Raw genomic sequence first — 25,512 nt, 5'->3', positions numbered from 1 at the left:
GGGACTTTCCTGGNGGGAAGATCCACGTCGGCCTGAACAATTATTCCGGTGCCGTGCCGGTGATCCGCCGGCGGTCTCGCTGTCGGCGCGCTTGAAGAAATTGAAGCTGCCGCAAGGGCGCCTGAAGACCGGCACCCCGCCGCGCATCGATGGCCGCACCATCAACCTGGCGATCCTGGAAGAGCAGCCGGGCGACCTGGACCCGGTACCGGTGTTCTCCGTCATGGGCAATGCCGCCATGCACCCGCGTCAGATGCCGTGCTGGATCACCCATACCAATAGCCGTACCCACGACATCATCCGTGGTGGCCTGGATCGCAGCCCCATGTACACCGGCGTCATCGAAGGCGTGGGGCCGCGTTACTGCCCCTCCATCGAAGACAAGATCCATCGCTTCGCCAGCAAGGATTCGCACCAGATCTACCTGGAACCCGAGGGCTTGACCACCCACGAGTTCTACCCCAATGGCATCTCCACCAGCCTGCCGTTCGATGTGCAGCTGGAGCTGGTGCGCTCGATGAAGGGCATGGAAAACGCCCACATCCTGCGTCCCGGCTATGCCATCGAATATGACTATTACGACCCGCGCGGCTTGAAGTCCTCGCTGGAAACCCGCCAGGTGCAAGGCCTGTTCTTCGCCGGCCAGATCAATGGCACCACCGGCTATGAAGAAGCCGCCGCCCAGGGCATGTTGGCCGGCATCAATGCCGCCTTGCAGACCCAGGGCCGCCAAGCCTGGACCCCGCGCCGCGATGAGGCTTACCTGGGCGTGCTGGTCGATGACCTGGTCACGCAAGGCGTGCAGGAGCCGTACCGCATGTTCACCAGCCGCGCCGAATATCGCCTCTCGCTGCGCGAAGACAATGCCGACCTGCGCCTGACCGAAATCGGCCGCGAACTCGGTTGTGTTAGCGATGCGCAATGGGAAGCCTTCGACCGCAAGCGCGAAGCTGTTTCACGTGAAATGGAGCGCTTGAAGTCGACCTGGGTCAACCCGCGCATCCTGGCCGCCGCCGAAGCCGAGCGCGTGCTGGGCAAGGCCATCGAGCGTGAATACAACCTGCTGGACCTGCTGCGCCGTCCCAACGTGAGCTACGATAGCCTGATGGGGTTGACCGGCACCGAAGGTCAGAGCCTGGCCGGCCCCGGCATCGAAGATGGCCCGGTGCGCGAGCAGGTCGAGATCCAGGTCAAGTACGCCGGCTACATCGCCCGCCAGGCCAACGAGATCAGCCGCCAGGATCACAATGAAAACCTGAAGCTGCCGGCCGACCTCGATTACATGGAGGTCAAGGCCCTGTCCATCGAAGTGCGCCAGAAACTGAACAAGCATCGCCCGGAAACCCTGGGCCAGGCTTCCCGCATTTCCGGTGTCACCCCGGCGGCGTTGTCGCTGCTGCTGGTACACCTGAAGAAGGGTGGTCTGAAACAGCCGGCCAGCGCTGGTAATCAGGCTGCATGAAGAAAAATTCCGGGCATCGCCCTCGAACCAGATCAATACCAAGGCATCACGGATGAGCAACACTGCAGACCTGAACGATTTGACCCGCACCCTGAAAGAAGGCGCCACGGCCATGGGCCTGACGCTGTCCGCTGCCCAGCTCGACCAGCTGATGGCCTATCAGGCACTGCTGGCCAAGTGGAACAAGGTCTACAACCTGACCGCCTTGCGCGACCCGGCGCAGATGGTGACGCACCATTTGCTGGATTCGCTCTCGGCGGTGTCGGCCTTCGCTGGTGCGCAGCGCGTGCTGGATGTGGGGGCCGGTGGTGGTCTGCCCGGCATCGTCCTGGCCATCTGGGCGGCCCAGGCGCAGCCGCAGATGAAGATTACCCTGGTCGATACGGTGCAGAAGAAGACGGCCTTCCTCAACCAGGTCAAGGCGCAATTGCAGTTGGGCAATGTGACGGTACTCCATGCCCGTGTCGAGCAGTTGCCTGTCGAGCAACAATATGATGTCATCACTTCGCGTGCCTTTGCGGAACTGAAGGACTTCATCACATGGTCGAACCACCTCTTGCAACCAGGTGGCAAGTACATCGCCCTCAAGGGGGTGCTGCCGCAAGAGGAAATCGACCGGTTGCCGGCAGGCTGGCAGGTGCAACATGTGCAGCCCTTGCAGGTACCGGGCCTGGATGCCGAACGGCATCTCATCTTCATGGAAAGAGCGACCTGATGAACAAATGCAAACCGGCCCTGGTGGCCGCCATGGTCTTGCTGGCCGCCTATGCCAGCCTGCCCGCAGGCCACGCCCAGGAGGTCAAGACCGTGCCCGCGGTAGACTTGAAGCGCTATGCCGGCAAGTGGTACGAGATCGCCAAGCTGCCCAACAGCTTCCAAAAGAAATGCATTTCCGGTACCAGCGCCGAGTACGTCGCGCGCGATGATGGCATGATCGATGTCACCAACCGCTGCAAGACCGCCGAGGGCATCGATGAAGCCAAGGGCGTGGCGCGGGTGGTCCCGGGCAGCAGCAACAGCAAGCTGGAAGTGCGTTTCGCACCGGCCTGGCTGTCCTGGATTCCGATGGTGTGGGGCGACTACTGGATCATGGACCTGGACGCGCAATACACCCTGGCCACGGTGGGCAGTCCTTCGCGCGAATACCTGTGGATTCTCTCGCGCACGCCCACCATCAGTGATGAGCAATACGAAAATGCCCTCAACAACGCCACCAAGCAAGGCTTCGATACCTCGCGGGTGGTCAAGAGCAAGCCCTGAAGGGGCGCTCTGATATCAGACCTCTGAGGACCGCTGCGGACCTCAGTGCAGCATAGCGGCCCGGGACCATCACCCAGGCCGCACACCATCAAGGAGACCCACCATGCAGGCCGTCTTTCACTCGCTCGGCATCACCGATATCTGGCAACTGATCGCCGCCACCATGGTGTTCCTGCTGCTGCCCGGCCCCGGTACTTTCTGCGTACTGACCTGCGCGGCCAAGGGCGGCTTGCGGGGTGGCTTCATGGCACAGGCCGGCCTGATGCTGGGTGACGTGGTGCTGATGTTCCTGGCGGCCGCTGGCGTGGCCGCCTTGCTGCACGCCAATCCGCTGCTGTTCCACGGGATGCAGTATATGGGCGCGGCCTATCTGGCCTACCTCGGAGGCCGTCTCTTGTTTGCAAGAGGCGAGGGCGGTGGTACAGTCGTACCCTTTTCCAATACCGCAGAATTCCGCCGCGGTTTTTTGGTCACCTTGTTCAACCCGAAAGCCATCGTGTTTTACATGGCGTTCTTCCCGCTGTTCCTGGATCGTGATACGCAACAGGGCGCGCTGACCTTCGTGACGATGGGCGCCGTCATCAGTTGCTGCACCTTCCTGTATGGCAGCTTCCTGATTTTCGTGGGCAATGCTGCCGCCAGGCGCATGGCCCGCAATCGCACCATCGCCAAGTTGGCATCGCGTGCCGCGGGGATATTCCTGATCGGCTTCGGCATCAAGTTGACCACGCAATAACGCTCACATAACAAAGATATGGCAAAAATATTTTGTGTCGCCAACCAGAAAGGTGGCGTAGGCAAGACCACTACCGCAGTCAATCTCGCGGCTGGACTGGCACAACTGAACCAGCGCGTGCTGCTGGCCGACCTCGACCCGCAGGGCAATGCCACCATGGGTTCGGGCGTAAACAAGGCGACCCTGGAAGGCTCGATCTATGAAGTGCTGCTGGGCATGTCCGACATCCGTGCCGTGCGCAAGCGTTCTGAGGCCGGGGGCTTCGACGTGCTGCCGGCCAATCGCGAACTGGCCGGCGCCGAAGTGGAAATGGTGGAGCTGGAACAACGCGAAGCGCGCTTGAAGAACGCCTTCGCCCAGGTCGCCGACGACTATGATTTCATCCTCATCGACTGCCCACCGGCGCTGTCCATGCTGACCCTGAACGGCCTGTGCTCGGCGCATGGCGTCATCATCCCGATGCAGTGCGAGTACTACGCGCTGGAAGGGCTGTCGGACCTGGTCAACACCATCAAGAAGGTGCACGCCAAGCTGAACCCGGAACTGAAGGTCATTGGTCTGTTGCGCGTGATGTTCGACCCGCGCATGACGCTGTCGCAACAGGTCTCGGACCAGCTGGAACAGCACTTCGGCGACAAGGTCTTCAAGACCGTCATCCCGCGCAATGTACGACTGGCCGAAGCGCCCTCGTATGGTCTGCCGGGCGTGACCTTCGATCCGCTCTCCAAGGGCGCGCAGGCCTATATCGCGTTCGGCGCGGAAATGGTCGAGCGCATCAAGACGCTGTAATTCGCGCTGTCATTCGCGCTGTAACCGGCGCCGTCATCACGCATCGTTTTCATCAGGCAATCGCATGGCAACTCTACCGAAAAAATCCAAGGGCTTGGGACGCGGACTGGACGCGCTCCTGGGCGGTTCTTCCGACATCACCGAAGAAGTCCAGGCGCAAGCCGCCCAGGGCTTGCCCACCGTGATGGCGGTCACCGAGCTGCAGGCCGGCAAGTACCAGCCGCGCACCCGCATGGATGAAGGCGCGCTCAATGAGCTGGCGGCCTCGATCAAGGAACAGGGTTTGCTGCAGCCTATCCTGATTCGCGCCATCGGCCAGAAGAACGGTCGCGATATCTACGAGATCATCGCCGGCGAGCGGCGCTTCCGTGCCGCCAAGATCGCCGGCCTGACCGAGGTGCCGGTGCTGGTCAAGAACGTGGATGACCAGACCACGGCCGCCATGGCCCTGATCGAAAACATGCAGCGCGAGGATTTGAATCCGCTGGAAGAAGCCCAGGGCATCCATCGTCTCATCACCGATTTCGCCTTCACCCACGAGCAGGCGGCACTGGCCGTGGGGCGTTCGCGCAGTGCGGTCTCCAACCTGCTGCGCCTGTTGAACCTGGCCAAGCCGGTGCAGACCATGCTCATGGCCGGCGACATCGACATGGGCCATGCCCGTGCCTTGCTGGCGGTGGATTCGGCGACCCAGATCCAGCTGGCCAACCAGATCGTGGCCAAGCGCATGTCGGTGCGCGATGCTGAAAAACTGGTCACCCGCGCCGCTGCCGAACAGGCCGCCAAGCCGCGTGAAGCCAAGGACAAGTCGCGCGACATCGCCCGCCTGGAAGAAGAACTCTCGGACCTGCTGGCGACCCAGGTCAGCATCAAGACCGGGGCGCGCAACAAGGGGCAGCTCATCATCAACTTCAACGATCTCGATGCGCTCGATGGCGTCATCGCCCGTCTGCGCGGGGAGTCGGTGCAGAGCTGATCGCGCCTCTTTCGCATCTCTTGCGTCTGACACACGCGCCAAAGCAAAAGGGCTGCCCCCTACGGAGCAGCCCTTTTACTTTGATATAAATAATTTACGGCAGGGTGAGGGGGCGACCTCAGAAGGTCCGCTGCACATCCGAGCGCGGCGGCAACTGGTAGCTCCAGGTCTCGGTGAGCGGCTTGCCATTGGCGGTCAGCGCGGCACGCAATTCCACCGCCTGCGCCACGTTACGAATCTTCACCCGCAAGGTCAGGCGCCAGCCATTGATGGCCGGATTGGGCTGCAATTTGGCATCGATCAGTTCGCCATTGTTAGAAACGTTCACCTGCGGCTGAACCGCCGTCCCTGCGGGCAGATTGCCCAGCGGCCCACCGGTGAAGTCCACCAGCAGCGCCGTGGTGCCATCGAAGGCGCGGATCAGGTTGGCCTGCGTGAGTTCGCCATCGGTATGGAAGGTCTGCTTGACCCAGCCCACCTCGTTGTTGAGGATGGCCGGCTCATCCATGGTCCAGTGGATGCGATAGTCGTAAGCCACCGGCGTACCCCGCGCCGGCAATTGCGCCGGCAGCCAGTAGGCCACGATGTTGTCGTTGGTTTCGTCGGCGGTGGGGATTTCCACCAGTTGCACCGCCCCTTTGCCCCAGTCGCCGCGCGGTTCGATCCAGGCCGAAGGACGCAGGTCATAGCGATCCTTCAGGTCTTCGTAGTCGGAGAAGTCACGCCCCCGTTGCAACAGGCCAAAGCCGCGCGGGTTGGTGACTTCGAAGGAACTGACCTCGACGTTCTGCGGATCGTTGAGCGGACGCCACAGCCATTCGCCACTGCCGGTATGGATCGCCAGCCCGTTCGAATCATGGATGGCCGGACGGAAGTTGCGGCGCGAGGATTGCTGGTTGGGGCCGAACAGGAACATGCTGGTCAGCGGCGCAATGCCCAATCGCGCCACCTCGCCGCGCAGGAACACACGGGCCTGCACGTCGAGCAGGGCATCCTTGCCTGGCGTGAGCGTAAACTTGTAAGCGCCGGTGGCGCGCGGCGAATCCAGCAGCGCATAGAACGTCAGTTGCTTTTCGCCCGGCGCCGGGCGCTGGATCCAGAATTCGGTGAAGTGCGGGAATTCCTCGCCACTCATCATGGCCGTGTCGATCGCCAGCCCGCGTGCCGACAGGCCATACACCTGTCCCTTGCCGATGACGCGGAAATAGCTCGCGCCCAGCACGCTCATGATTTCATCTTCCTTGTCATCGCGATTGATGGGATAGACCACGCGGAAGCCCGCATACCCCAGGTGCGCCGTGCTTTCGCGCGCCAGCTTGAGGTCGCCGAAGTCGAAGCGATCGGTGCTGTAGCCCACGTCCTGCACGCGGCCATCGACGATCTCGTGGATCACCACCGGCGCGTTGAACTGCATCCCCTGGTGATAGAAGGCCAGCTTGAAGGGCGTGGGCTGGTTGCGCCATTCGAACTTATCGCTCTTGGGCTGGATCTTCATGTAATCGGCGAACTGCATCGCCGCAAAGGTCGGCGAGAGATTGCTCACCGGTTTCTGGTAGGGCTTGGCCGCCAGCGCCTGGGCGCGCGCCACGGCCTGGTTGAGGTCGAAGCCCTGGTTGCTCTGCGCCTGCACCGAGGCCGCCAGCAGCGTGGCCGACAGCACCAGGCCTTGCAGCACAGGCCATTTCAATCCATGTCTGATCAATGTATTTCTCCACAAAGAAACAGCACACCCAGGGCACACCCGGTGCACTGCCATCGGCCTGTCCGTCCGGCAGGCATCAAAACAGAATAATATAGCGAACCGTCACGCCGGCTAAGCATCATAGAAGACAAGTCAATCATGCGACTGCCAGCATCACCCCCATGCGATGGGCCGCCGCTCGCTTCCAGGTAGAGGCCGGCGCGCCGCCAAAGTTTAGAAAAAGAGAGGAAACACGTGCCCCACCAGCTTACCGCGCGGCAAGCCGCCCCTGTGCGTCGTTCCCGCACCCTGGCTCTGAGCCTGTGCGCACTGGCCTGTAGCGCTGCATTGATGTCCCCGGCCGCGCAGGCGCAAGCCAATCCAGCCTTGCTGGGCAACAAGAGCGCCTTCATCGACGACCTGCTGCGTCAGATGACGCTGGAAGAAAAGATCGGCCAGTTGCGCCTCATCAGTATCGGCCCCGAGATGCCGGCCAAGAAGCTGGCCGAGGAACTGGCGGCCGGCCGTGTGGGCGGCACCTTCAATTCGGTCACCCGTGCCGAGAATCGCCCGCTGCAGGACGGTGCCATGCGCTCGCGCCTGAAGATTCCGATGTTCTTCGCCTATGACGTCATCCACGGTCATCGCACCACCTTCCCTATCGGTCTGGGGCTGGCCTCGAGCTGGGACATGGACGTGGTGGCCAAGGCCATGCGCATCGCCGCCGAGGAAGCCGCTGCCGATAGCATCGACATGACCTTCGCGCCGATGGTCGATATCAGCCGCGATCCGCGCTGGGGCCGCACTCGGAAGGCTTTGGTGAAAATCTTTAACCTGTTCTCGCGCATTGCCGAGGTCTCGGTGCGCGCGCTGCAGGGCGATACCAAGCCTATCGCTGCCAACCGCGTCATGGCCAGTGTGAAGCATTTCGCCCTGTATGGCGCAGTCGAAGGCGGGCGCGACTACAACGTCGTCAACATGGACCCGCAGCGCATGTACAACGATTACCTGCCGCCTTACCGCGCCGCCATCGATGCCGGCGCGGGCGCGGTGATGGTGGCGCTCAATTCCATCAATGGCACGCCGGCCACCTCCAACACCTGGCTGCTGCAGGATCTGCTGCGGCGTGACTGGGGCTTCAAGGGCCTGACCGTCTCTGACCATGGCGCCATCACCGAACTGGTCAACCATGGCGTGGCGCAGAACGATGCCCAGGCGGCACGTCTGGCGATGCAGGCCGGCACCGACATGAGCATGGCCGACCAGGTCTACCTCAAGCAATTGCCGGAGCTGGTGCGCTCGGGCAAGGTCCCGCTGCAGGAGTTGGACAATGCCGTGCGCGACGTCCTGGGCGCCAAGTACGACCTGGGCCTGTTCAAGGATCCCTATGTACGCATCGGCCGCGCTGCCGACGATCCGGCCGATGTCTATGCCGACAGTCGCTTGCATCGCCGTGAAGCACGCGAGGTGGCGCAGCAATCCATGGTGCTGCTGGAAAACCGTAATGCCACGCTGCCGCTGAAGAAGACTGCACGCATTGCCCTGGTGGGGCCGCTGGCCGATTCGCATATCGACATGCTGGGTAGCTGGTCTGCTGCGGGTAAAGACAAACAGACCGTCACCCTGCGCCAGGGCCTGCAAGCGGCTGTGGGCGGGCAGGGCAGGCTGGTCTATGCACGCGGCGCCAACATCACCGATGACAAGCACATCGTCGATTACCTGAACTTCCTGAACTGGGACAATCCGGAAGTGGTGCAGGACAAGCGCAGCCCGCAGGCCATGATCGATGAGGCCGTGCGCGCTGCGCGCGATGCCGACGTCATCGTGGCCGCCGTGGGTGAATCGCGCGGCATGTCGCATGAATCCTCCAGCCGCACCTCGCTGTCGCTGCCACAGAGCCAGCTCGACCTGCTCAAAGCCCTGAAGGCCACCGGCAAGCCATTGGTGCTGGTGCTGATGAATGGCCGACCGCTGGACCTGAACTGGGCGCGCGAGAATGCCTCGGCGATCCTGGAGACCTGGTACACCGGCACCGAGGGCGGCAATGCGATTGCCGATGTTCTCTACGGCGAGGTCAATCCCTCCGGCAAGCTGCCCATCACCTTCCCGCGCTCGGTGGGCCAGATTCCCAGCTACTACAACCATCCGCGCGTGGGCCGTCCCTACACCGAAGGCAAGCCCGGCAACTACACCTCGCAGTACTTCGATGAACCCAATGGCCCGTTGTATCCGTTCGGATACGGCTTGAGCTATACCGAGTTCAAGCTCTCGGAGCTGCGCCTGTCGCAGGCCAGCATGACGGCCGACGGCAAGCTGCAGGCCAGCGTGACGGTGAAGAACGTGGGCCGCCGCGCGGGGGCGACCGTGGTGCAGTTGTACATCCGCGATGTGGCTGCTTCGGTGGTGCGTCCGGTCAAGGAACTGAAGGACTTCCGCAAGCTGATGTTGCAGCCGGGCGAAGAGCAAGAGGTGCAGTTCAGCATCGACCGCAAGGCGCTCTCCTTCTACAACGCCAAGCTGGAGTACGTGGCCGAGCCGGGAGAATTCCAGGTGCAGATCGGGCTGGATTCCAAGGATGTGAAAACCGCGTCGTTCAACCTGCAGTAAAACCAGGCGGGAAAGAAAAATGGGCGCACCGTTGAGTGCGCCCATTTTTTTTGGATTAATCCGTAAATGATATAAATCATTTACGGATGGAGGACATCACGCCATCGCCACTTCATCCTCTTCCTCTTCACCCAGGAACCCGCCACTCTGGTGCGACCACAAGCGCGCATACAAGCCATTGGCCGCCAGCAGCTCGGTGTGCGTGCCTTGTTCCACGATGCGGCCCTGGTCCAGCACGATCAGGCGATCCATGGCGGCGATGGTGGACAGGCGGTGCGCAATGGCTACCACCGTCTTGCCTTCCATGAGCTTGTAGAGGCTGGTCTGGATGGCCGCTTCCACTTCGGAGTCCAGCGCACTGGTGGCTTCGTCCAGCAGCAGGATGGGCGCATCCTTCAACATCACGCGGGCAATGGCGATGCGCTGGCGCTGGCCGCCGGAGAGCTTCACGCCGCGCTCGCCCACATGCGCGTCGTAACCGGTGCGACCCTTGGCGTCGGCCAGGGTGCCGATGAAGTCATGGGCCTCGGCGCGTTGGGCGGCGTGGATCATCTCGGCATCGCTGGCCTCGGGACGGCCATAGATTACGTTCTCGCGCACCGAACGGTGCAGCAGGGAGGTGTCCTGGGTGACCATGCCGATCTGCGCGCGCAGGCTGTCTTGCGTCACGTGCGCGATATCCTGGCCATCGATGGTGATGCGGCCACCCTCGATATCGTAGAAGCGCAGCAGCAGATTGACGATAGTCGATTTGCCGGCGCCGGAGCGACCCACCAGGCCGATCTTTTCACCGGGGTGGATCACCAGGTCCAGCTGATCTACCACCGGGCGCGGCGCCGCGCCGCCATAGCTGAAGCTCACGCCCTCGAAGCGCAGTTCGCCCTGGCGCACCTGCAGCGGCTTGGCATCCGGCGCATCCTTCACATCATGGGCCCGCGCCAGGGTATTGATGCCATCCTGCACCGTGCCCACGTGTTCGAACAGCGACGACATTTCCCACATCACCCAGTGCGCAATGCCATTCAAGCGCAGCGCCATGGCCGTGCTGGCGGCCACCGCACCGACTCCCACCTTGCCCTGCGTCCACAGATACAGCGAGACCCCGGTGGCGCCGATGATGAGCACCATGTTGAGCATGTGGTTGACCACCTCGAAGCCCGACACCAGGCGCATCTGGCGATTGACCGTGGTGAGGAATTCGCGCATGGCGCTGCGGGCGTAATCGGCTTCGCGACCGGCGTGCGAGAACAGCTTGACGGTGGCGATGTTGGTGTAGGCATCGGTGATGCGCCCGGTCATCAGCGACCGGGCATCGGCCTGATTGCGCGCCACCGCCGACAGGCGCGGCACGAAGTAGCGCATGGCTATCGCAAAGGCGGCCAGCCAGATGAAGAAGGGCGCCAGCATCCACATGTCGAAGCTGCCGACCACGCCGATCAAGGTGGCGAAATAGATGGTGATGAATACCAGGATATCGCCCACGATCATGCAGAAGTCGCGCACCGCCAGCGCACTTTGCATGACCTTGGTGGCGACCCGTCCGGCGAATTCGTTCTGGTAGAAGCTCATGCTCTGGCTCAACATGAGGCGGTGGAAATTCCAGCGCAGCAACATGGGGAAGTTGCCGGCCAGGGTCTGGTGCTTGTACAGGGTCTGCAAGGCGATGAGCAGCGGACTGGCCGCCAGGATCACCACCAGCCCCACCAGCGTATGGCCTTCCTGTGCCCACAATTGAGATGGCTGCACCTTGGCCAGCCAGTCGACGATGCGGCCCAGTGCGGCAAACAGCAGCGCTTCGAATACGCCGATGATGGCCGTCATCAGGGTCATGGCGGCGATGTAGGGACGCACGCCCTTGGTACAGAACCAGATGAAGCGCATGAAGCCGCGCGGCGGCGGCAGCGGGTGCGTCTCGGGGTAGGGATGGACCAGTTTTTCAAACCAGCTGAACATGCAAGGAACTCCAAAAATCGAATGGCAGACGACAGCGGTGCGGCAGGCGCAAGGGCGACCAGAAAGCAAAGAAGCCAGCGGCGCGGTCGGACGTTTTACTGTGGTGTGCCGGAAGAAAACGGCGCGGGGCGGCACACCCTTCATGTGCGGCTGGCGGATCGCTGCGGCAACCTGGCCGCTATCCTGATCCTGACCTTGATGGCAGGCCGCGAAAAAGATGGAAGCCGAATCATCTCATATGCGACCGCCCTGCGTGTATCGGACCAGGGAAAAACACTTGTCGGAAAATCGGAACGGTGTGACGCAACAGTGAGGGGATTGTGGCTGAGAACGATGGATGAATGATGGATGCCTGGTGAAGATTCTTGTTCATCGGCGATACTGATGCATTGCCAGCGACATCTCTTTTTTCTCATGAATCTTACCCAGACGGCAAACGCCTTTGCCCCCTTCGACAGCCTCGCCGAGCAATTATTGCCCCATGTCCTGGACGATGCCGGTGATGGTTCGCATGACCTCTCGCACCTCTTGCGGGTGTGGAACAATGCGCGTCGCATCCAGCAGCAGGAGGGCGGTGATTTGCGCATCCTGCTGGCAGCGGTATTGCTGCACGATTGCGTGCGGGTGGAAAAGGATTCGCCCTTGCGCAGCCAGGCCTCGACCCTGTCGGCCCAGCGTGCGCAAGAGATCCTCGTGGCGCTGCAGTGGGATACGCAAGAGGCCCAGCGCGTCGCCCATGCAGTGCAGGCGCACAGTTATTCGGCGCAGATCACGCCGCATTCGCTGGAAGCGAAGATCGTGCAGGATGCCGACCGGCTCGATGCCATCGGCGCCATCGGCGTGGCGCGCTGCTTCTATGTGGCCGGACGCATGGGCTCGGGTTTGTATGAATCGCTCGATCCGCAGGCCACCGCGCGGCCGCTGGATGACAAGCGCTACGCGCTGGACCATTTCAGTACCAAGCTCTTCCGTCTGCAGGAAGGCTTCCAGACCGCCGCTGGCGCCGCCATGGCGCGTCAGCGGCAAGAACGGATGCGTGGCTTCGTGAACGATTTCCTGGGCGAGTTGTGAGCGGCGATGCGCGCTGATGCGCGCCGATCAAGGTTCACGCCGCCCGGCGCGCCATCCCCAGTGCCGGCGCCACCTGCATCGGCACCTGCACCGTCTGCAACACCGGGGCTGCGCTGGTCACTACGACACCGCCTTCCTGCGGCGCCTCCAACTGGAACACGCCCACCGCCTGGTTCAGGCTGACCGCCTGTTCCTGCAAGGTGGCCACGGCGGCACTGGCTTGCTCGACCAGGGCCGCATTGTGCTGGGTGACCTGGTCCATCAAGGCGATGGCCTTGTTGACTTCCTCGATGCCCAGGCTTTGCTCATGGCTGGCTGCCGAGATCTCACCCATCACATCGGTGACCTGCTGCACGCTGGCCACGATCTGTTCCATGGTCTGGCCGGCCCGTTCCACCAGGCGCGTGCCACTGTCCACATTGCCCACCGAGGCCTCGATCAATTGCTTGACCTCCTTGGCTGCGGCAGCACTGCGCTGGGCCAGGTTGCGCACTTCGGTAGCCACCACCGCAAAGCCTCGGCCCTGCTCGCCGGCGCGAGCGGCTTCCACCGCCGCATTCAAGGCCAGGATATTGGTCTGGAAGGCGATGCCATCGATCACGCCGATGATGTCCACGATCTTGCGTGAAGAGGTGTTGATGGCGCTCATGGTATCGACCACCTGGTCCACGATGGCGCCACCCTGGCGCGCAATCTCGGAGGCATTGTGGGCCAGCTGGTTGGCTTGCCGGGCATGACCATCGTTCTGCTTGACGGTGGCCGTCAACTGTTCCATGGCCGAGGCGGTTTCTTGCAGCGAGGAAGCCTGGTCTTCGGTGCGTGCCGACAGGTCGCTGTTGCCGGCGGCGATCTGGGCGCTGATGGTGGCCACACCTGCCGCCGCATCGCGCACGCGGGTGACCGTGCCGCGCAGGTTGCCGCTCATCTCGGAGAGCACGGCCATGATGCTCTGGCGCTGGCCCGCGCCACCTGCGGGCAGGGCTACGGCGTGATACAGCTCGCCGCGATCGACCGCCAGCGCCACCTCCTTGACCTCATCCGGTTCCGCTCCCAGAGCGCCCCGGATGGCGCGGGTAATCAGGGTGGCCAGCACCACCCCGGCCACCAGCGCCACGCCCAGCAGCACCAGCATGAAGGCCTGGAAGCCGTGCGCGTTGCTGCGTGCCTTGGCCGACTCGGCCTGGCTCATGTGTTCTTCCAGGTCGATCAGGTGATTGATGGCCGCCAGCCACTCGACGAAGGCCGGCTTGACCTGGGTCAGCAACAGTTGCCGTGCACCGTCCAGGTCACCGGCCTGGCGCGCGGCGATGGTCTTGGCTGCCAGCGGCATGGTGCGGGCTTCGATGGCCTTGATGCGCTCCAGGCTGGCGCGCTCTTCGGCATTGACCTGCATGGTCGCAAAGATGTGGTCCAGCGGCTTGGCCGATTGCTGGTAGTCGGCATCGAGCTTGTCGATCAAGGCGACCACGTCCTTGACCTCGGGTTCGCCGACCAGGGTCAGGTCACGCAGGGCGATGGCCCGATCATGGACGCTGCCGCGGAAGTTGATGGCATAGCGCTGCTTGACGCTATTGTCTTCGCTGACCCTGGTCAGGCTGCCCTCGATGGCATTGACCTTGGAAATGCTGACCACGGTGAGCACCAGCATCATCGCCAGTACCAGCGCGAAACTCAATGCCAGTCGGGCCGCTACGCTGAGCGAACGGCGCTTGGGGGTGAGGGGGTTCATGTCATGGCTCCAGAAGGGAAAGGGACCGGCATCGGCCGGTCGTTCGATACTTGGGCTTCGGGTGCGGCATCAGATCATATTGATGCCTGGCAATATTCCGAAAGCCGCAGTGTAGCGGGAATTGCCGGCTTGGGTTATTGATTGTTCCGATGCATTCAATAGCGGTGAATGGCCAGGCAATTTGCATTAAGGTTCTCTTAATCTTCTTTTAATCTTTGCTTGATCTTCCCGTTAAGCCTGGTTTAAGTCTTCTGCGGCAAGCTGGGCAGCAAGTGACGACAACATCAGGACTTCGCCATGCCCGAACGCCAGCCCGATCCATCATCTCCTGCCACTGCCGCGACCCCAACCTCAACTGGCCGCTCCAATGGCCTCAATCGCGCCAGCCGCGCCGACATATGGCGCCTGGTCAAGCCGTTCTGGGTCTCGGAAGAGAAGTGGATGGCCTGGGCGCTGCTGGTGTCCATCATTGCCTTGAACCTGGGCATGGTCTACATCAACGTGCGGCTCAATTCCTGGAACCGCGACATGTACAACGTGCTGCAGTCGCGCGACTATCCGCAGTTCAAGTCGCTGCTGTGGCAATTCTCGGGCCTGGCCTTCGTCTTCGTGGCCATCGCCATCTACAGCGTCTATCTCAAGCAGGCGCTGCAGATCCGCTGGCGCTACTGGATGAGCACGCGCTACCTCGACCGCTGGCTGGCCCATCGCGCCTACTACCGCATTGAACAGGGGCAGCAGGGCCGGCTCTCGGACAACCCCGACCAGCGCATTGCCGAAGACCTGCACGCACTCACCTCCGACACGCTCGCGTTGGTGCTGGGTTTCATCTCCAGCAGCGTGACCCTGGTTTCCTTCATCCACATCCTGTGGTCGGTGAGCGGGCCGTTGACGTTTTCTGCACTGGGGCAATCCTGGGTCATCCCAGGCTACATGGTCTGGTTCGCCATCGCCTATGCCGCCATCGGCTCCGGCGTGGTGTGGTGGATCGGTCGCCCGCTGGTGGGCCTGAGCTTCGACCAGGAGCGCTTCGAGGCCAACTTCCGTTTCGGCCTGATCCGCGTGCGCGAACATGCCGAGGCAGTGGCCCTGTATCGCGGCGAGCCGCAGGAGCGTGCGCAATTGACGGCGCGCCTGGATGACATCCGCGAGAACTGGTGGAACATCATGCGGCTGACCAAGAAGCTCAACGTGGCCGTCAATTTCTATGGTCAGTTCGCGGTGATCTTCCCCATGCTGGTCTCGGCCCCGCGCTACTTCTCGGGCGCCATTTCGCTGGGCGTGCTCATGCAGATCAGCGATGCCTTCGGCCAGGTGCAGGATGCCTTGTCCTGGTTCATCAATGCCTTCAGCACACTGGCCAGTTGGAAGGCCAGCATCAACCGCCTGGCCGGTTTTCATGCCGATGTCGAGCGCGCCTCCGGCATGACTCGCACCATCGAAGTCGCGCCCTACAGCGGCAGTGCCGTGACGGTGGCGGGCCTGCAGTTGTCCTTCCCGGATGGTCGCCCGATGATGAGCCGCCTCGACGCCCGCGTGGAGTCGGGCGAGCACGTCTTGATCAGCGGCCCTTCCGGCTGCGGCAAGTCCACGTTGATCCGGGCCATGGCCGACATCTGGCCCTATGGCGAGGGCCGCATTGCCTTGCCGCAGGATGCCCCGGCCATGTTCCTGCCTCAGCGCAGCTACCTGCCCATCGGCACGCTGCGGGCGGCGCTGTCGTATCCCGCCGCCGAAGGCAGTTTCGACGACGCCCTGATCACGCGCTACCTCGGCTTGTGCCGCCTGTCGCACCTGGCCGCACAGCTCGACGTGGCCGCCAACTGGAGCCAGGCACTGTCGCCGGGCGAGCAGCAGCGCCTGGCCTTCGTGCGCGTGTTCCTCAATCGTCCGCGCATCGTCTTCCTCGATGAAGCCAGCAGCGCCATGGATGGCGAGATCGAAGAAGCGCTCTACGCCGCCTTGCCGCGCGAATTGCCGGGCCTGACCATGATCAGCATCGCGCACCGCGAAACGCTGGCGCGCTTCCATGACGTGCGCTGGAAATTCGTTCCCAGCGCCGCAGAAGAAGGGGCCGGACACCGGGTGGACATGCTGCCCATTGCCGGTTGAGACGGCAGGACGGGGCAGGGCTGGGTGTTGCCGGGTTATACGGTTTTTGCATAAGTGGGTTTAGGGCCGCGTGACAGAATGCATTCATCGCGGCGCCTCTGTGGCGCCGACACTCATCAACGATTACCGGAAAGCCCATCATGAACGATCCCATCGTCTACCTCAACGGCGAATTCACGCCCCTCTCCGAAGCCCGCGTACCGGTGCTGGATCGCGGCTTCATCTTTGGCGATGGCATCTACGAAGTGATCCCCATGTACCGCCGCAAGGCCTTCCGTGGCCAGCAGCACCTGGCGCGCCTGTTCCGCAGCCTGGCCAGCATCGGTATTCCGAATCCGCATGACCAAGCCGGCTGGAACGCCCTGATCGACCAGGTGGTCCAGGCCAATGGCCTGGAGGACCAGATGATCTACCTGCAGGTCACCCGTGGCGTGGCCAAGCGCGCCCATGCCTTCCCCAAGGAAGTGGTGCCGACCGTGCTCATCATGACCAACCCCATGGCACTGCCTCCGGCCTCGGCCATCGAACAGGGCGTGGCCTGCGTGACCATGGAAGACCGCCGCTGGCTGAACTGCCAGATCAAGTCCACCTCGCTGCTGGGCAATGTGCTGGCGGCCCAGTTCGCCGCAGAAAACCAGGTGACCGAAGCGATCCAGTTCCGCGATGGTTTCCTGTCGGAGGCATCTTCCTCCAACGTGTGGGTGGTCAAGGACGGCAAGATCTCGGCGCCGCCCAAGGACAACCTGATCCTGGAAGGCATCCGCTATGGCCTGATGGAAGAGCTGTGCGCCGAGCAAGGCATCGTGCTCGAATCGCGCCGCATCCCGCGTGCAGAAGTGCTGGCCGCCGATGAACTCATCATTTCCTCGGCCAGCAAGGAAGTGCTGCCGGTGGTCAAGCTCGATGGCCAACCAGTCGGCAGCGGTCGGCCGGGGCCGGTGTTCGGCAAGGTGTATGCGGCTTATCAGGCGGCCAAGGCGCGGCTGTAAATCATTTGCCGGTGCCGCCTAGTGGGCGGCGAGAGTGTCATGGGGCAGTAACGCCATCTGCTGCTCCCCCGCACGTAGTGCCGTGAGCTTTTCGGTCAACCCGATTTTCCGGCATTATGTAGCAAGTGCCACAAAGTTCCTGACGCGGAACAGAGTGCCGCTCTTGTCCAAATTAGATGGTCCAGTCTTCGGAACGATATGTTAGGGGAATGCTGATGGCGCATGTTGTTGTCTTGAATGGTCCGGCAGGGGTCGGCAAGACCACCATTTGCAAGCATCTTGCGCAGACGTTTCCTAGGACGGTGGCAATCTCCGGCGACGCTGTTCGCGAATTCAGTCCTAGCGATGCGCGGGACTGGCTTGGGCCGCGATCAACATACCGTGCAAGCGCTTCTTTGATTTCGAGCTATCTGGAGATGGGCGCAGGGCGTGTCTTGTTCGACTACATCTTCGAAACCCGAGATGCTTTCGAGACGTTTCGCGATCTGCTTCCTGAAAAGACGCCAGTTCATCTTTTCACTATTTGGGCTCCCTTGGAGACCGTGATCGCTCGTGAAGCGAACCGGCCCAATAGAGAACGACTTGGTGATCGCGTCATACATACCTACGAAGTTATGCAACGCAACTTGGATTATCTCGGAGAAATCATCCAAAACACCGGGTCGATTGAGGCAGTAATCACGAGGATCGACAGCATGATCCAGGACTCGACTCGCTTAAACGACCTTGGTATGAGTTCGCTATGTTCAGATCGATACGAATAGAGCACTGGCCTTTCCTATCCGTCCCAAGTGACGGAACGTCTGCTTATGTAATGCGTATCGAACGGAAATCTGAACATGCTCCAGACGCGAAATCCCGTCGTGAAGCTGAACTCCTACGACTTCTTCTCCCCAGGAGACCGGGGGTTCGAAATACGACCGATGCGCCTGGCCTGACCCCAGCGAAGGGAGGAGATTACGGTTGTCAAGGGCATGGCCGCCCTCTACCCGACAAGGAAGCTCAACACGCAATAAAAGACGGCCTATGCTCTGCTGCAGAAGCTTCGTGAGGCTGTCGGCCTGCTGCTTCCTTTCAATGTGGTTTGATCTGGAGCGAATGCAGCATTGCTGAAGCTTTTCTGCACGCCAGGCCGCCCGCATGGCGTAGAATGCCTCCATTCCCCACCCGTACCACCCGCTTGAAGCCTGCCGGTTCATCCCCATCTGGGGGCATTGAAACCAGGAGCGCCACGGCGGACAACGCCAAGGCGGTTTGCCATGACTATGCCCACTATCTCCCCTGAAGAATCCCTGATCGAGTATCCCAGCGACTTCCCCATCAAGGTGGTCGGGATCACCCACGACGCCTTCGCCGAGACCATCGTCGCCATGGTCATCGAGCATGACCCCGAGTTTCATGCCGGCAAGGTCGAGATGCGTCCCTCCACCCAGGGCAAGTACCTGTCGCTGACCCTGACCGTGCGCGCCACCAGCCGTACCCAGCTCGACAACATCTATCGCGCCTTGTCCACCCACGAGATGGTCAAGTTCGTGCTCTGAGAGGCGCTCTGCGCTCTCGGCAAAACCGGCGCGGCCTGCATGGCGCGCCGGTTTTTCATTGGCGCGTCACTTCTTGGGGGCTGGGCGTTTCTGCACCCTGCCCGGCCAGTCCGCGCTGGCGTGGAATTGTTGCATCTCTTGCGTGATCCACTGCTTGAAGGCGGCTACGCCCGGTTTTTCCAGCCCCTCCGGCAGGTGCACCAGGTAGTTTGCTTCCTCACATAACAGGGCCACGTCGAACAGCCGTACCAGCGTGCCGCTGGCGATTTCCTGCCAGGCGATGGTATGCCGCGACAGGGCCACGCCCTTGCCTTCCACTGCATGACGCAGCGTCACTGACGAATCCTCCACCACCAGCGTGCCGCGTGGCTCGGGCAGGTCCAGCCCGGCCAGTTGCAGCCAGGGACGCCAGGATTCGCGCGTATCCATGCGCAGCAGGGTGCAGTGGGCCAGATCGGCGGGGCGCGTGAGCTTTCTGCTGCGGCTGCCGCGATAGCCGGGTGCGGCCACCGGATAGTAGTAGTCCTCGCTCAGCTTTTCGGTGACCACCCCACTGTACTGGCCGCGACCGAAGCGGATGCCTATATCCACCCCGTCCAACCGCAGGTCGACCAGGTGGCTACCGGATTGCAGCACCACTTCGATCTCGGGATGGGCATCAATGAACTTCCACAGGCGCGGCGCCAGCCAGCGCGAGGCAAAGGAGGGCGTGGCCGAGATCACCAGGCGCTGCTGGCGGTTCAGGCTGCGCAGGTGGTCGGCGGCCTGGGCGATCTCGCCCAGCGCCTTGCGGATGGTGGTGGCGAAGCGTTCGCCGGTCTCGGTGATGGTGATGCGCTTGCCATGGCGCTTGAACAACTGCAGACCCAGATCTTCTTCCAGTGCACGCACCTGGTGGCTGATGGCGCCGGGGGTGACGTGCACTTCCTCGGCGGCACGCGAGAAACAACCGTGGCGGGCCGCCGCGTCGAAGGCGCGCAGGGCCGCCAGGTTGGGCAGTTTTCGGAGGTCGGCCATGGGACTTCCCTTGTGAATTTCATTAGCAAGAAGACGCAATATATATCGTTTTGTCGTGCCTGCGGGCTTTCCTACAATGGTGACACATTCAACACCATTCCAGGCATCTTCCCTTTGAACACCGCGTCCCACCGGGACCAGCGGCAGGGACCCGGCTTGCCTGGAGCTACGCAAAGGAGAGCGGGCCATGGCAATTTCATTCACAGATCAAACGACTCCCTGCCAGTTGCAGGAAGGACAGGTGCACGCGCGCCAACTGCGCGGCGGCCTGCGCATTCGTGTCACCCGCGGACTGGTGTGGCTGACCATCAGCGGCTGCCGCGATGACATCTGGCTCACGCCTGCACGCAGCTTCGAATATCACGGGCGGGCGCTGGCTACCTTCGAGGCCGTGTACGGTGCGGCCGAGTTCACGGTGTCGCCGCTGCGCCCCAGGAGGGGATGGCGCAGCTGGTTCAGCGGGGCAGATGCCAGCGAGCAGGGCGCAGATCGCCATGCACAGGCATCGCTGGTTCCCTGTGGCAATCATCCAAAGAATAACGAGACGATGCGTATCAGCAAGCTCCTGCCGCATGGCCTGATCCGCTGGTTCTGAGACGGGAGTGCCTGAATTTCGCTACACTGGCGGTCATGCAAACCGCACTACCATCCGCCAGCGCCGCGCCGGCTGGCGCCGCCCGGCCGCAGATCGTCCGGCGCGGCGTCGAGCCCTACGAGGCCAGCTTCGCTGCCATGCGCGCCTACACCGATGCGCGCAGCGCCGACACCCCAGACCAGCTCTGGATCGTCGAGCATCCCCCGGTCTATACGCTGGGCCTGGGCGCTGACCGCGCCCATGTGTTGAATCCACACGACATTCCCATCGTCCAGACCGACCGTGGCGGCGAAGTCACTTACCACGGCCCCGGTCAGGTGGTGATCTACCTGTTGATGGACCTGCGCCGCAACCGCAGCGGGGCCCGCCTGTTCGCCCGTGAATTCGTGCACAACATCGAAGAGGCGGTCATCGCCACGCTGGCGGCGTATAATCTGGCCGGTGTACGCAAGGAGGGCGCGCCCGGCATCTACGCTGCCGACGGCCCCTGGCAGGGCGCCAAGGTGGCTGCGCTGGGCTTGAAGATCCGCGGCAACGGTTGCACCTACCACGGCGTATCGCTCAATGTGGCGATGGACCTGGCACCGTTTTCCTGGATCAACCCCTGCGGCTACGAAGGCCTGGCCACCGTGGACATGCAGACCCTAGGGGCTACCAACGCCCGCCTGGCCGATGTCCAGGACTTGCTTGCCGACCAACTGATCGCCCGCTTCGCGGGCATGGCTTGAGCCTCAGGCGCCTTGTGCGCCGGGGCCGGAACGACCGACATGACGACCGAACTCACTCCCGCAGCAGATTCTTCCTCCAACGCCACCGGCTCGGCGCGCGCCAACCCGCTGGACAAGCAGAAGGGCGCCGGCAAGACCGCCTGGATCCCGATCAAGGTGGTGGCCGCCGAAAAGCTGAAGAAGCCGGACTGGATTCGCGTCAAGGCCGGTTCGCCCACCACCCGCTTCTACGAGATCAAGGACATCCTGCGCGCCAACAACCTGGTGACGGTCTGTGAGGAAGCCTCCTGCCCCAACATCGGCGAATGCTTCGGCAAGGGCACCGCGACCTTCATGATCATGGGTGACAAGTGCACCCGCCGTTGCCCCTTCTGCGACGTCGGCCACGGCCGCCCCGATCCGCTGGACCCCAACGAGCCGGAAAACCTGGCCAAGACCATCGCCCAGCTGCGTCTGTCCTACGTGGTCATCACCAGCGTCGACCGGGACGACCTGCGCGATGGTGGCGCTGCCCACTTCGCCGCCTGCATCCAGCGCGTGCGCGAACTGTCGCCCGAGACCCGCATCGAGATCCTGACCCCGGACTTCCGCGGCCGCATGGACCGCGCCCTGGAAATCCTCAAGATGGCCCCGCCGGACGTGATGAACCACAACCTGGAAACCGCACCGCGCCTGTACAAGGAAGCCCGTCCGGGTTCGGATTACGAATACTCGCTGAGCCTGTTGAAGCGCTTCAAGGACCTGCACCCGGAGGTGCCGACCAAGTCCGGCATCATGGTGGGGCTGGGCGAGACCGATGAAGAAGTGTTGCAGGTCATGCGCGACATGCAATTCCGATCTCATTTCCTTTGGCTTCAGGATAGGTCGGGCAGCGTTGGGTCCTGGCCACGGGTGCGCATGATCGTGCTCCTGTCGTTGAGGACCCGGCTAGGCTGGCGGGGTTGCCTTACTGGTTAGCAGAATGAATGGAAGTCTTGATGGTCACGTTGCCATTATTGAGTGCCGCAGTGAGCACGGCCGAATCGACGTCGATACCGTAGTTGCTGCCCCAGAAGGCGATGGAGCCGATCTTGATGTCGGCAGGATCGAGCAACCAGTTGCCGGCACTGCCGCGCGGCGCCAGGGTATTGACCGAGGCGGTGGAGCCGATCTTCAGTTTCAGCCCCGAGGTTTCCACTGCCCCGCCATTGCCGGACGCAGCCCCACCACGCGCCGTGATGCTACCGTCAAAACGGGTCGTGCCATCCGACCACAGGGCCACGCGGCCACCGTTGCCGCTGCTGATGGCGCTGGCATCGATGCTGCTTCCGGCCTCCACCGTGGTGGTGGTGGCGTTCTGTTCGGGACCGGCACCCAGGAAGTTACCGCCCACATAGGCCGTGCCGCCGCCGGCATCACCGGCCACGTCGATCCTGCCGCCGCGAGTCTGGGCCACGGTGCCGCCCAGCAGCTTGACCGTTCCGCCGGTTTCACCGGCGTTCCGGCCGGAGGCGTCCAGGGTGCCGCTGTTGGTGGCGGTGCCATGGCTGCCGGCTTCCAAGACGATGGTGCCATTGACGTTCTGCACGCTGCGCGCCTGGATGATGCCAGTGTTGTTGACCACACTGGCCAGCACCGTATCGCGGGCCCCTGCCGACAACAATACGGTGCCGCCATCGGCCTGGATCAGACCACCGTTGCCCGACAGGCTATCGAGCGTGCTCTGGTTCACGCGCAAGCTCACCAGGCTATTGCCAGCAAAGGAGAGCGTCACGTCGCTGCCGGCAGCCAGGGCGGTGGTCCCGGCGGTGGTGGTGATGCTGCCCTGGTTGGCCACCTGCTTGCCGAGGAAGGCCACGTAGCCGCCATTGGCGCTGTTGATGCTGCCCTGGTTGACGATGCTACCGCTGCCCATGCCGCTGAAATTGCGCGTACTGCTGCCCAGCGCGGCATCGTTGATGTCCAGGGTCGAGGCCACCAGGCCGCCGACGTTGACCTGGGCGCCGGCACCGAAGAGGATGCCGTTGGGATTGATCAGATAGACCTGGCCATTGGCATTCAACTGCCCCATGAACTGGGTGGCGTTGACGTCCTGGATGCGGTTGACCGCAATCGCACTGGCCGAGGGCTGGACGAAATTGACCTTCTCAGCGCTGGTGGTGTTGAAGGATTGCCAGTTCACCGACAGGTTCTGGCTGCCTTGCGTGATGGTGGTGGTATTGCCGGACTGGCTGATGCTGCCGCTGCCGGCCGTGACCGCCCCTCCGCTGGGACCGGCCATGGCCAGTGCGCTTGCCGCCGACAAGGCAGCCGCGGCAGCCAGTCTTCGCGACACTTTCTTGCCCTGCCCGCGCGTGCGTTCCGAGACGATGACCCAGGCCTGTTGCACGTGGCTCCAGACCAAGCGATAGATTCTGTTCATGGACGCATGGCGCATGATGTGTTCCCCCCTGATGGCCGCGTTGCGCCGGATCGTCGAGTGGCGACCAAGCGCTGATGACGCGGTGACTACGGTCTATTGATATTGAATGTGGCGAGATGCTCGGCCACCCGACGATCCAGTTCGGGACGCCAGGCCGGCGGCATCACCGCCAGCACCAGTTGCGCGATACGCTCGATCTGGGCCTGCTGGTCCGCATCCTTGGTGGTGGCCTTGGCGGCGCTGTTCCACATGTAGATCCGAGCCAACTGGTCGGCGCTCAAGGCGCCGGTGGCAGGATCGGGCGCAGCGTTGGCATACAGGACGGCCACCGGCAGATAAGCCGGCGCATAACCTTCGGAGGCTGCCCGTTCCAGCCAGAACAAGGCCAGGCGCGGATCAGCTTGGCCCCCCTCCCCCTGGCTCAACATAAGGCCCAGGTGAAACTGCGCCGCCAGGTTGTGGCGTTCAGCTGCTTGCTGATACCAGTAACGGGCGCGCTCCAGGTCTTGTGGCACCTGCCTGCCCTCGCGGAAGTAATCGCCCAGCCGCAACATGGCCGGCGACGAATCGGCTTGCGCCGCCCGCACGCACAGCGCGAGGCCTTGCTCAAGGTTGCGCGGCAGCAGACGTCCCTCGATGTAGATCTCTCCAGCCGAACACCAGGCATAGGCGATGCCGGATTGGGCCGCCTTGACGTACCAGCGGATAGCTGCTGCGCCATCGGCGGCGCGACCGATGCCACCGGCGTAGCAGTCTCCCAGGAATTGCTGTGCGGCCGGAATATTGGCCTGTGCGGCCTGCTCGAACCAGCGGCAGGCAGCGACCGGGTCCGATGGGCGCCCCCAGCCTTCGCGTTCGAACAAGCCCAGGTTGAACTGCGCCAGGGGATTATCCGCAGCAGCGCGGCTATAGAGCGCATGGGCAGAAGCGTAGTCCTTGGCAGCCAAGGCCTGATCGGCACCGACCAAGGCCTGTCCCAGATCACGCGTGGCAGACCACGCGTCGACGGAGCAACCCAGTGCGACAAGCCACGCAAGGGCGCGAAAGAAATGCACGATGAAATTCCCCAATCGATGAGCAGTGGGCAGCCCAGGCTGCGCACTGCTCATACCATCACCACCAACAACAGCATGAACTTCAAGAATTGATTTAAGTTGCTTGTTGATTACTTAATTGTCACGCGACGGATAGATGCCGTTGTTCGCAGCAATGTAATAAGTCATTGGCAGATAAGGCGGCAGCAAGTTAATGGGGGCGCCAGAACCCAGCGTATCAGTCGTGGCCGGGTTCGTGGCACTGCTGCCACCAATGGTGGTATTGGCGTTGCCGGTCACAGTGACCGGTGCGGTGCTGCCGGCAGCTACCGTGAGCGTCATCGTGCCACCAAGGGCATTGTTGTTGAGGTTGCTGTCAGGCGTACCGTTGGCGTACAGGTTCGCTGTGGCGGCAGGAGGCTTGCCCAGGTAGTTCCCGGATGGCGTGCCTTGGCCGCCGCTGCCGGAGACGGTCTTGATCACCAGACCGGTGGGTGGACCGGAGACGGTGATGCCGGCCAGGTCGGCCGTCGCCGACAGGCTGCTTAGAGTGGTAGTGGCAGTGATACGGGAAAGATTGACCACAAGCGCGGGAATGATGAAGTAATGCGGTGGCAGTTGGGCCATCGACAGATTCATGCTGGCCTGCCCACCCTTTTTGCCGGCAGGATAAGTGCCGTCGGTATTGGCCCCGATGATCACGCGACCACGCAGGTCAGGCAGATTGAAATTGGTACGTGCATCACCACCGTAGGTAACGCCGATGAGCGAATACAAGGCAGTGTACTGGTTGATCGACAGCAGCTGTCCCGTAGCAGGAACATAGGTATG

Annotated in this window: 22 protein-coding genes and 1 pseudogene; 16 read left to right on the top strand and 7 right to left on the bottom strand. The window is 62.6% G+C overall.

Features of this window, described 5'->3' with window-relative positions; genetic code table 11:
* The 6 genes and pseudogenes from mnmG to I5W_RS26330 form a co-directional block, all read left to right on the top strand.
* A pseudogene (gene mnmG / locus I5W_RS26355) lies at window positions 1-1,462 on the top strand (tRNA uridine-5-carboxymethylaminomethyl(34) synthesis enzyme MnmG); the annotation flags it as partial.
* Between the two features lie 52 nt (window positions 1,463-1,514).
* Window positions 1,515-2,177, top strand: a complete 663-nt coding sequence (gene rsmG / locus I5W_RS26350; RefSeq protein WP_044531478.1) for a 16S rRNA (guanine(527)-N(7))-methyltransferase RsmG — start codon at window positions 1,515-1,517, stop codon at window positions 2,175-2,177.
* On the top strand, window positions 2,177-2,722 hold the full coding sequence (locus tag I5W_RS26345) for a lipocalin family protein (RefSeq protein ID WP_044531477.1): 546 nt from the start codon (window positions 2,177-2,179) through the stop codon (window positions 2,720-2,722). Before rsmG ends, I5W_RS26345 begins: the two co-directional genes overlap by 1 nt.
* A gap of 103 nt (window positions 2,723-2,825) precedes the next feature.
* The gene (gene leuE / locus I5W_RS26340; RefSeq protein WP_017452745.1) at window positions 2,826-3,458 is read left to right on the top strand and encodes a leucine efflux protein LeuE; all 633 of its coding nucleotides are present in this window, start codon (window positions 2,826-2,828) and stop codon (window positions 3,456-3,458) included.
* Between the two features lie 18 nt (window positions 3,459-3,476).
* Window positions 3,477-4,247: a ParA family protein gene (locus I5W_RS26335; RefSeq protein WP_017452746.1), complete on the top strand. Its 771-nt coding sequence runs from the start codon at window positions 3,477-3,479 to the stop codon at window positions 4,245-4,247.
* Window positions 4,248-4,311: 64 nt separating this feature from the next.
* Window positions 4,312-5,223, top strand: a complete 912-nt coding sequence (locus I5W_RS26330; protein WP_017452747.1) for a ParB/RepB/Spo0J family partition protein — start codon at window positions 4,312-4,314, stop codon at window positions 5,221-5,223.
* Window positions 5,224-5,341: 118 nt separating this feature from the next.
* Here the strand turns inward: I5W_RS26330 and I5W_RS26325 are convergent, their stop codons facing one another.
* The gene (locus I5W_RS26325) at window positions 5,342-6,898 is read right to left on the bottom strand and encodes a glucan biosynthesis protein G (RefSeq protein ID WP_017452748.1); all 1,557 of its coding nucleotides are present in this window, start codon (window positions 6,896-6,898) and stop codon (window positions 5,342-5,344) included.
* A 261-nt stretch (window positions 6,899-7,159) separates the two neighbouring features.
* On the opposite strand from I5W_RS26325, the gene bglX reads away from it, so the two are divergent.
* Entirely contained in the window at window positions 7,160-9,511 is a 2,352-nt protein-coding gene (gene bglX, locus I5W_RS26320) for a beta-glucosidase BglX (protein WP_044531476.1), read from the top strand.
* 96 nt (window positions 9,512-9,607) lie between these two features.
* On the opposite strand, the gene I5W_RS26315 is transcribed toward bglX, so the two are convergent.
* Window positions 9,608-11,464: an ABC transporter ATP-binding protein gene (locus I5W_RS26315; RefSeq protein ID WP_044531475.1), complete on the bottom strand. Its 1,857-nt coding sequence runs from the start codon at window positions 11,462-11,464 to the stop codon at window positions 9,608-9,610.
* On the opposite strand from I5W_RS26315, the gene I5W_RS31760 reads away from it, so the two are divergent.
* Both I5W_RS31760 and I5W_RS26310 read left to right on the top strand, forming a co-directional pair.
* A complete protein-coding gene (locus I5W_RS31760) occupies window positions 11,435-11,809 on the top strand; it encodes a hypothetical protein (RefSeq protein WP_148290142.1) in 375 nt (124 codons plus the stop codon). The two genes, I5W_RS26315 and I5W_RS31760, sit on opposite strands and share 30 nt — an antisense overlap.
* Window positions 11,810-11,878: 69 nt before the next feature.
* On the top strand, window positions 11,879-12,535 hold the full coding sequence (locus tag I5W_RS26310) for an HD domain-containing protein (RefSeq protein ID WP_044531474.1): 657 nt from the start codon (window positions 11,879-11,881) through the stop codon (window positions 12,533-12,535).
* Between the two features lie 34 nt (window positions 12,536-12,569).
* Here the strand turns inward: I5W_RS26310 and I5W_RS26305 are convergent, their stop codons facing one another.
* A complete protein-coding gene (locus tag I5W_RS26305; RefSeq protein WP_044531473.1) occupies window positions 12,570-14,264 on the bottom strand; it encodes a methyl-accepting chemotaxis protein in 1,695 nt (564 codons plus the stop codon).
* 297 nt (window positions 14,265-14,561) lie between these two features.
* Between I5W_RS26305 and I5W_RS26300 the strand changes: the two genes are divergently transcribed.
* The 4 genes from I5W_RS26300 to I5W_RS26280 all read left to right on the top strand — a co-directional run bounded on the left by I5W_RS26300 (window position 14,562) and on the right by I5W_RS26280 (window position 18,906).
* Window positions 14,562-16,376 carry an ABC transporter ATP-binding protein/permease gene (locus tag I5W_RS26300; protein ID WP_044531472.1) on the top strand — a complete coding sequence of 605 codons (1,815 nt, stop codon included), beginning with the start codon at window positions 14,562-14,564 and terminating at the stop codon, window positions 16,374-16,376.
* A 140-nt stretch (window positions 16,377-16,516) separates the two neighbouring features.
* Window positions 16,517-17,365, top strand: coding sequence for a D-amino acid aminotransferase (locus I5W_RS26295; RefSeq protein WP_044531471.1), 849 nt, complete (start codon window positions 16,517-16,519; stop codon window positions 17,363-17,365).
* Window positions 17,366-17,574: 209 nt separating this feature from the next.
* On the top strand, window positions 17,575-18,129 hold the full coding sequence (locus tag I5W_RS26290; RefSeq protein ID WP_044531470.1) for an AAA family ATPase: 555 nt from the start codon (window positions 17,575-17,577) through the stop codon (window positions 18,127-18,129).
* Window positions 18,130-18,624: 495 nt separating this feature from the next.
* The gene (locus tag I5W_RS26280) at window positions 18,625-18,906 is read left to right on the top strand and encodes an HP0495 family protein (protein WP_017452757.1); all 282 of its coding nucleotides are present in this window, start codon (window positions 18,625-18,627) and stop codon (window positions 18,904-18,906) included.
* A 66-nt stretch (window positions 18,907-18,972) separates the two neighbouring features.
* On the opposite strand, the gene gcvA is transcribed toward I5W_RS26280, so the two are convergent.
* The gene (gene gcvA, locus I5W_RS26275; RefSeq protein ID WP_044531468.1) at window positions 18,973-19,923 is read right to left on the bottom strand and encodes a transcriptional regulator GcvA; all 951 of its coding nucleotides are present in this window, start codon (window positions 19,921-19,923) and stop codon (window positions 18,973-18,975) included.
* Window positions 19,924-20,110: 187 nt separating this feature from the next.
* Between gcvA and I5W_RS26270 the strand changes: the two genes are divergently transcribed.
* From I5W_RS26270 to lipA, 3 genes are read left to right on the top strand one after another with little or no spacing between them, the layout of a single operon-like run.
* The gene (locus tag I5W_RS26270; protein WP_252717241.1) at window positions 20,111-20,518 is read left to right on the top strand and encodes a DUF2917 domain-containing protein; all 408 of its coding nucleotides are present in this window, start codon (window positions 20,111-20,113) and stop codon (window positions 20,516-20,518) included.
* Between the two features lie 35 nt (window positions 20,519-20,553).
* Window positions 20,554-21,246: a lipoyl(octanoyl) transferase LipB gene (lipB, locus tag I5W_RS26265; protein WP_044531466.1), complete on the top strand. Its 693-nt coding sequence runs from the start codon at window positions 20,554-20,556 to the stop codon at window positions 21,244-21,246.
* Between the two features lie 39 nt (window positions 21,247-21,285).
* Complete coding sequence (gene lipA, locus I5W_RS26260) at window positions 21,286-22,203, top strand: lipoyl synthase (RefSeq protein WP_252717240.1); 918 nt, start codon at window positions 21,286-21,288, stop codon at window positions 22,201-22,203.
* On the opposite strand, the gene I5W_RS26255 is transcribed toward lipA, so the two are convergent.
* The 3 genes from I5W_RS26255 to I5W_RS26245 form a co-directional block, all read right to left on the bottom strand.
* On the bottom strand, window positions 22,193-23,647 hold the full coding sequence (locus I5W_RS26255; protein ID WP_252717239.1) for a two-partner secretion domain-containing protein: 1,455 nt from the start codon (window positions 23,645-23,647) through the stop codon (window positions 22,193-22,195). The two genes, lipA and I5W_RS26255, sit on opposite strands and share 11 nt — an antisense overlap.
* 86 nt (window positions 23,648-23,733) lie before the next feature.
* Entirely contained in the window at window positions 23,734-24,615 is an 882-nt protein-coding gene (locus I5W_RS26250) for a tetratricopeptide repeat protein (RefSeq protein WP_252717238.1), read from the bottom strand.
* A gap of 201 nt (window positions 24,616-24,816) precedes the next feature.
* A partial coding sequence (locus I5W_RS26245) for a phage tail protein (RefSeq protein WP_044531464.1) occupies window positions 24,817-25,512 on the bottom strand: 696 nt, incomplete at its 5' end.

It is taken from the genome of Herbaspirillum sp. B65, from assembly GCF_000333555.1.
GTDB classification, from domain to species: Bacteria; Pseudomonadota; Gammaproteobacteria; order Burkholderiales; family Burkholderiaceae_D; genus Herbaspirillum; species Herbaspirillum rubrisubalbicans.
The sequence above is the reverse complement of the archived record's forward strand: the minus strand, read 5'-3'. Positions and strand labels throughout refer to the sequence as shown.

Bases quoted from the DNA above. Each gene is read 5' to 3' on its own strand.
- rsmG (WP_044531478.1), top strand. From the start codon at position 1,515: ATGAGCAACACTGCAGACCTGAACGATTTGACCCGCACCCTGAAAGAA.
- I5W_RS26345 (WP_044531477.1), top strand. From the start codon at position 2,177: ATGAACAAATGCAAACCGGCCCTGGTGGCCGCCATGGTCTTGCTGGCC.
- leuE (WP_017452745.1), top strand. From the start codon at position 2,826: ATGCAGGCCGTCTTTCACTCGCTCGGCATCACCGATATCTGGCAACTG.
- I5W_RS26335 (WP_017452746.1), top strand. From the start codon at position 3,477: ATGGCAAAAATATTTTGTGTCGCCAACCAGAAAGGTGGCGTAGGCAAG.
- I5W_RS26330 (WP_017452747.1), top strand. From the start codon at position 4,312: ATGGCAACTCTACCGAAAAAATCCAAGGGCTTGGGACGCGGACTGGAC.
- I5W_RS31760 (WP_148290142.1), top strand. From the start codon at position 11,435: ATGGACCAGTTTTTCAAACCAGCTGAACATGCAAGGAACTCCAAAAAT.
- I5W_RS26315 (WP_044531475.1), bottom strand. From the start codon at position 11,464: ATGTTCAGCTGGTTTGAAAAACTGGTCCATCCCTACCCCGAGACGCAC.
- I5W_RS26310 (WP_044531474.1), top strand. From the start codon at position 11,879: ATGAATCTTACCCAGACGGCAAACGCCTTTGCCCCCTTCGACAGCCTC.
- I5W_RS26305 (WP_044531473.1), bottom strand. From the start codon at position 14,264: ATGAACCCCCTCACCCCCAAGCGCCGTTCGCTCAGCGTAGCGGCCCGA.
- I5W_RS26300 (WP_044531472.1), top strand. From the start codon at position 14,562: ATGCCCGAACGCCAGCCCGATCCATCATCTCCTGCCACTGCCGCGACC.
- I5W_RS26295 (WP_044531471.1), top strand. From the start codon at position 16,517: ATGAACGATCCCATCGTCTACCTCAACGGCGAATTCACGCCCCTCTCC.
- I5W_RS26290 (WP_044531470.1), top strand. From the start codon at position 17,575: ATGCTGATGGCGCATGTTGTTGTCTTGAATGGTCCGGCAGGGGTCGGC.
- I5W_RS26280 (WP_017452757.1), top strand. From the start codon at position 18,625: ATGACTATGCCCACTATCTCCCCTGAAGAATCCCTGATCGAGTATCCC.
- gcvA (WP_044531468.1), bottom strand. From the start codon at position 19,923: ATGGCCGACCTCCGAAAACTGCCCAACCTGGCGGCCCTGCGCGCCTTC.
- I5W_RS26270 (WP_252717241.1), top strand. From the start codon at position 20,111: ATGGCAATTTCATTCACAGATCAAACGACTCCCTGCCAGTTGCAGGAA.
- lipB (WP_044531466.1), top strand. From the start codon at position 20,554: ATGCAAACCGCACTACCATCCGCCAGCGCCGCGCCGGCTGGCGCCGCC.
- lipA (WP_252717240.1), top strand. From the start codon at position 21,286: ATGACGACCGAACTCACTCCCGCAGCAGATTCTTCCTCCAACGCCACC.
- I5W_RS26255 (WP_252717239.1), bottom strand. From the start codon at position 23,647: ATGAACAGAATCTATCGCTTGGTCTGGAGCCACGTGCAACAGGCCTGG.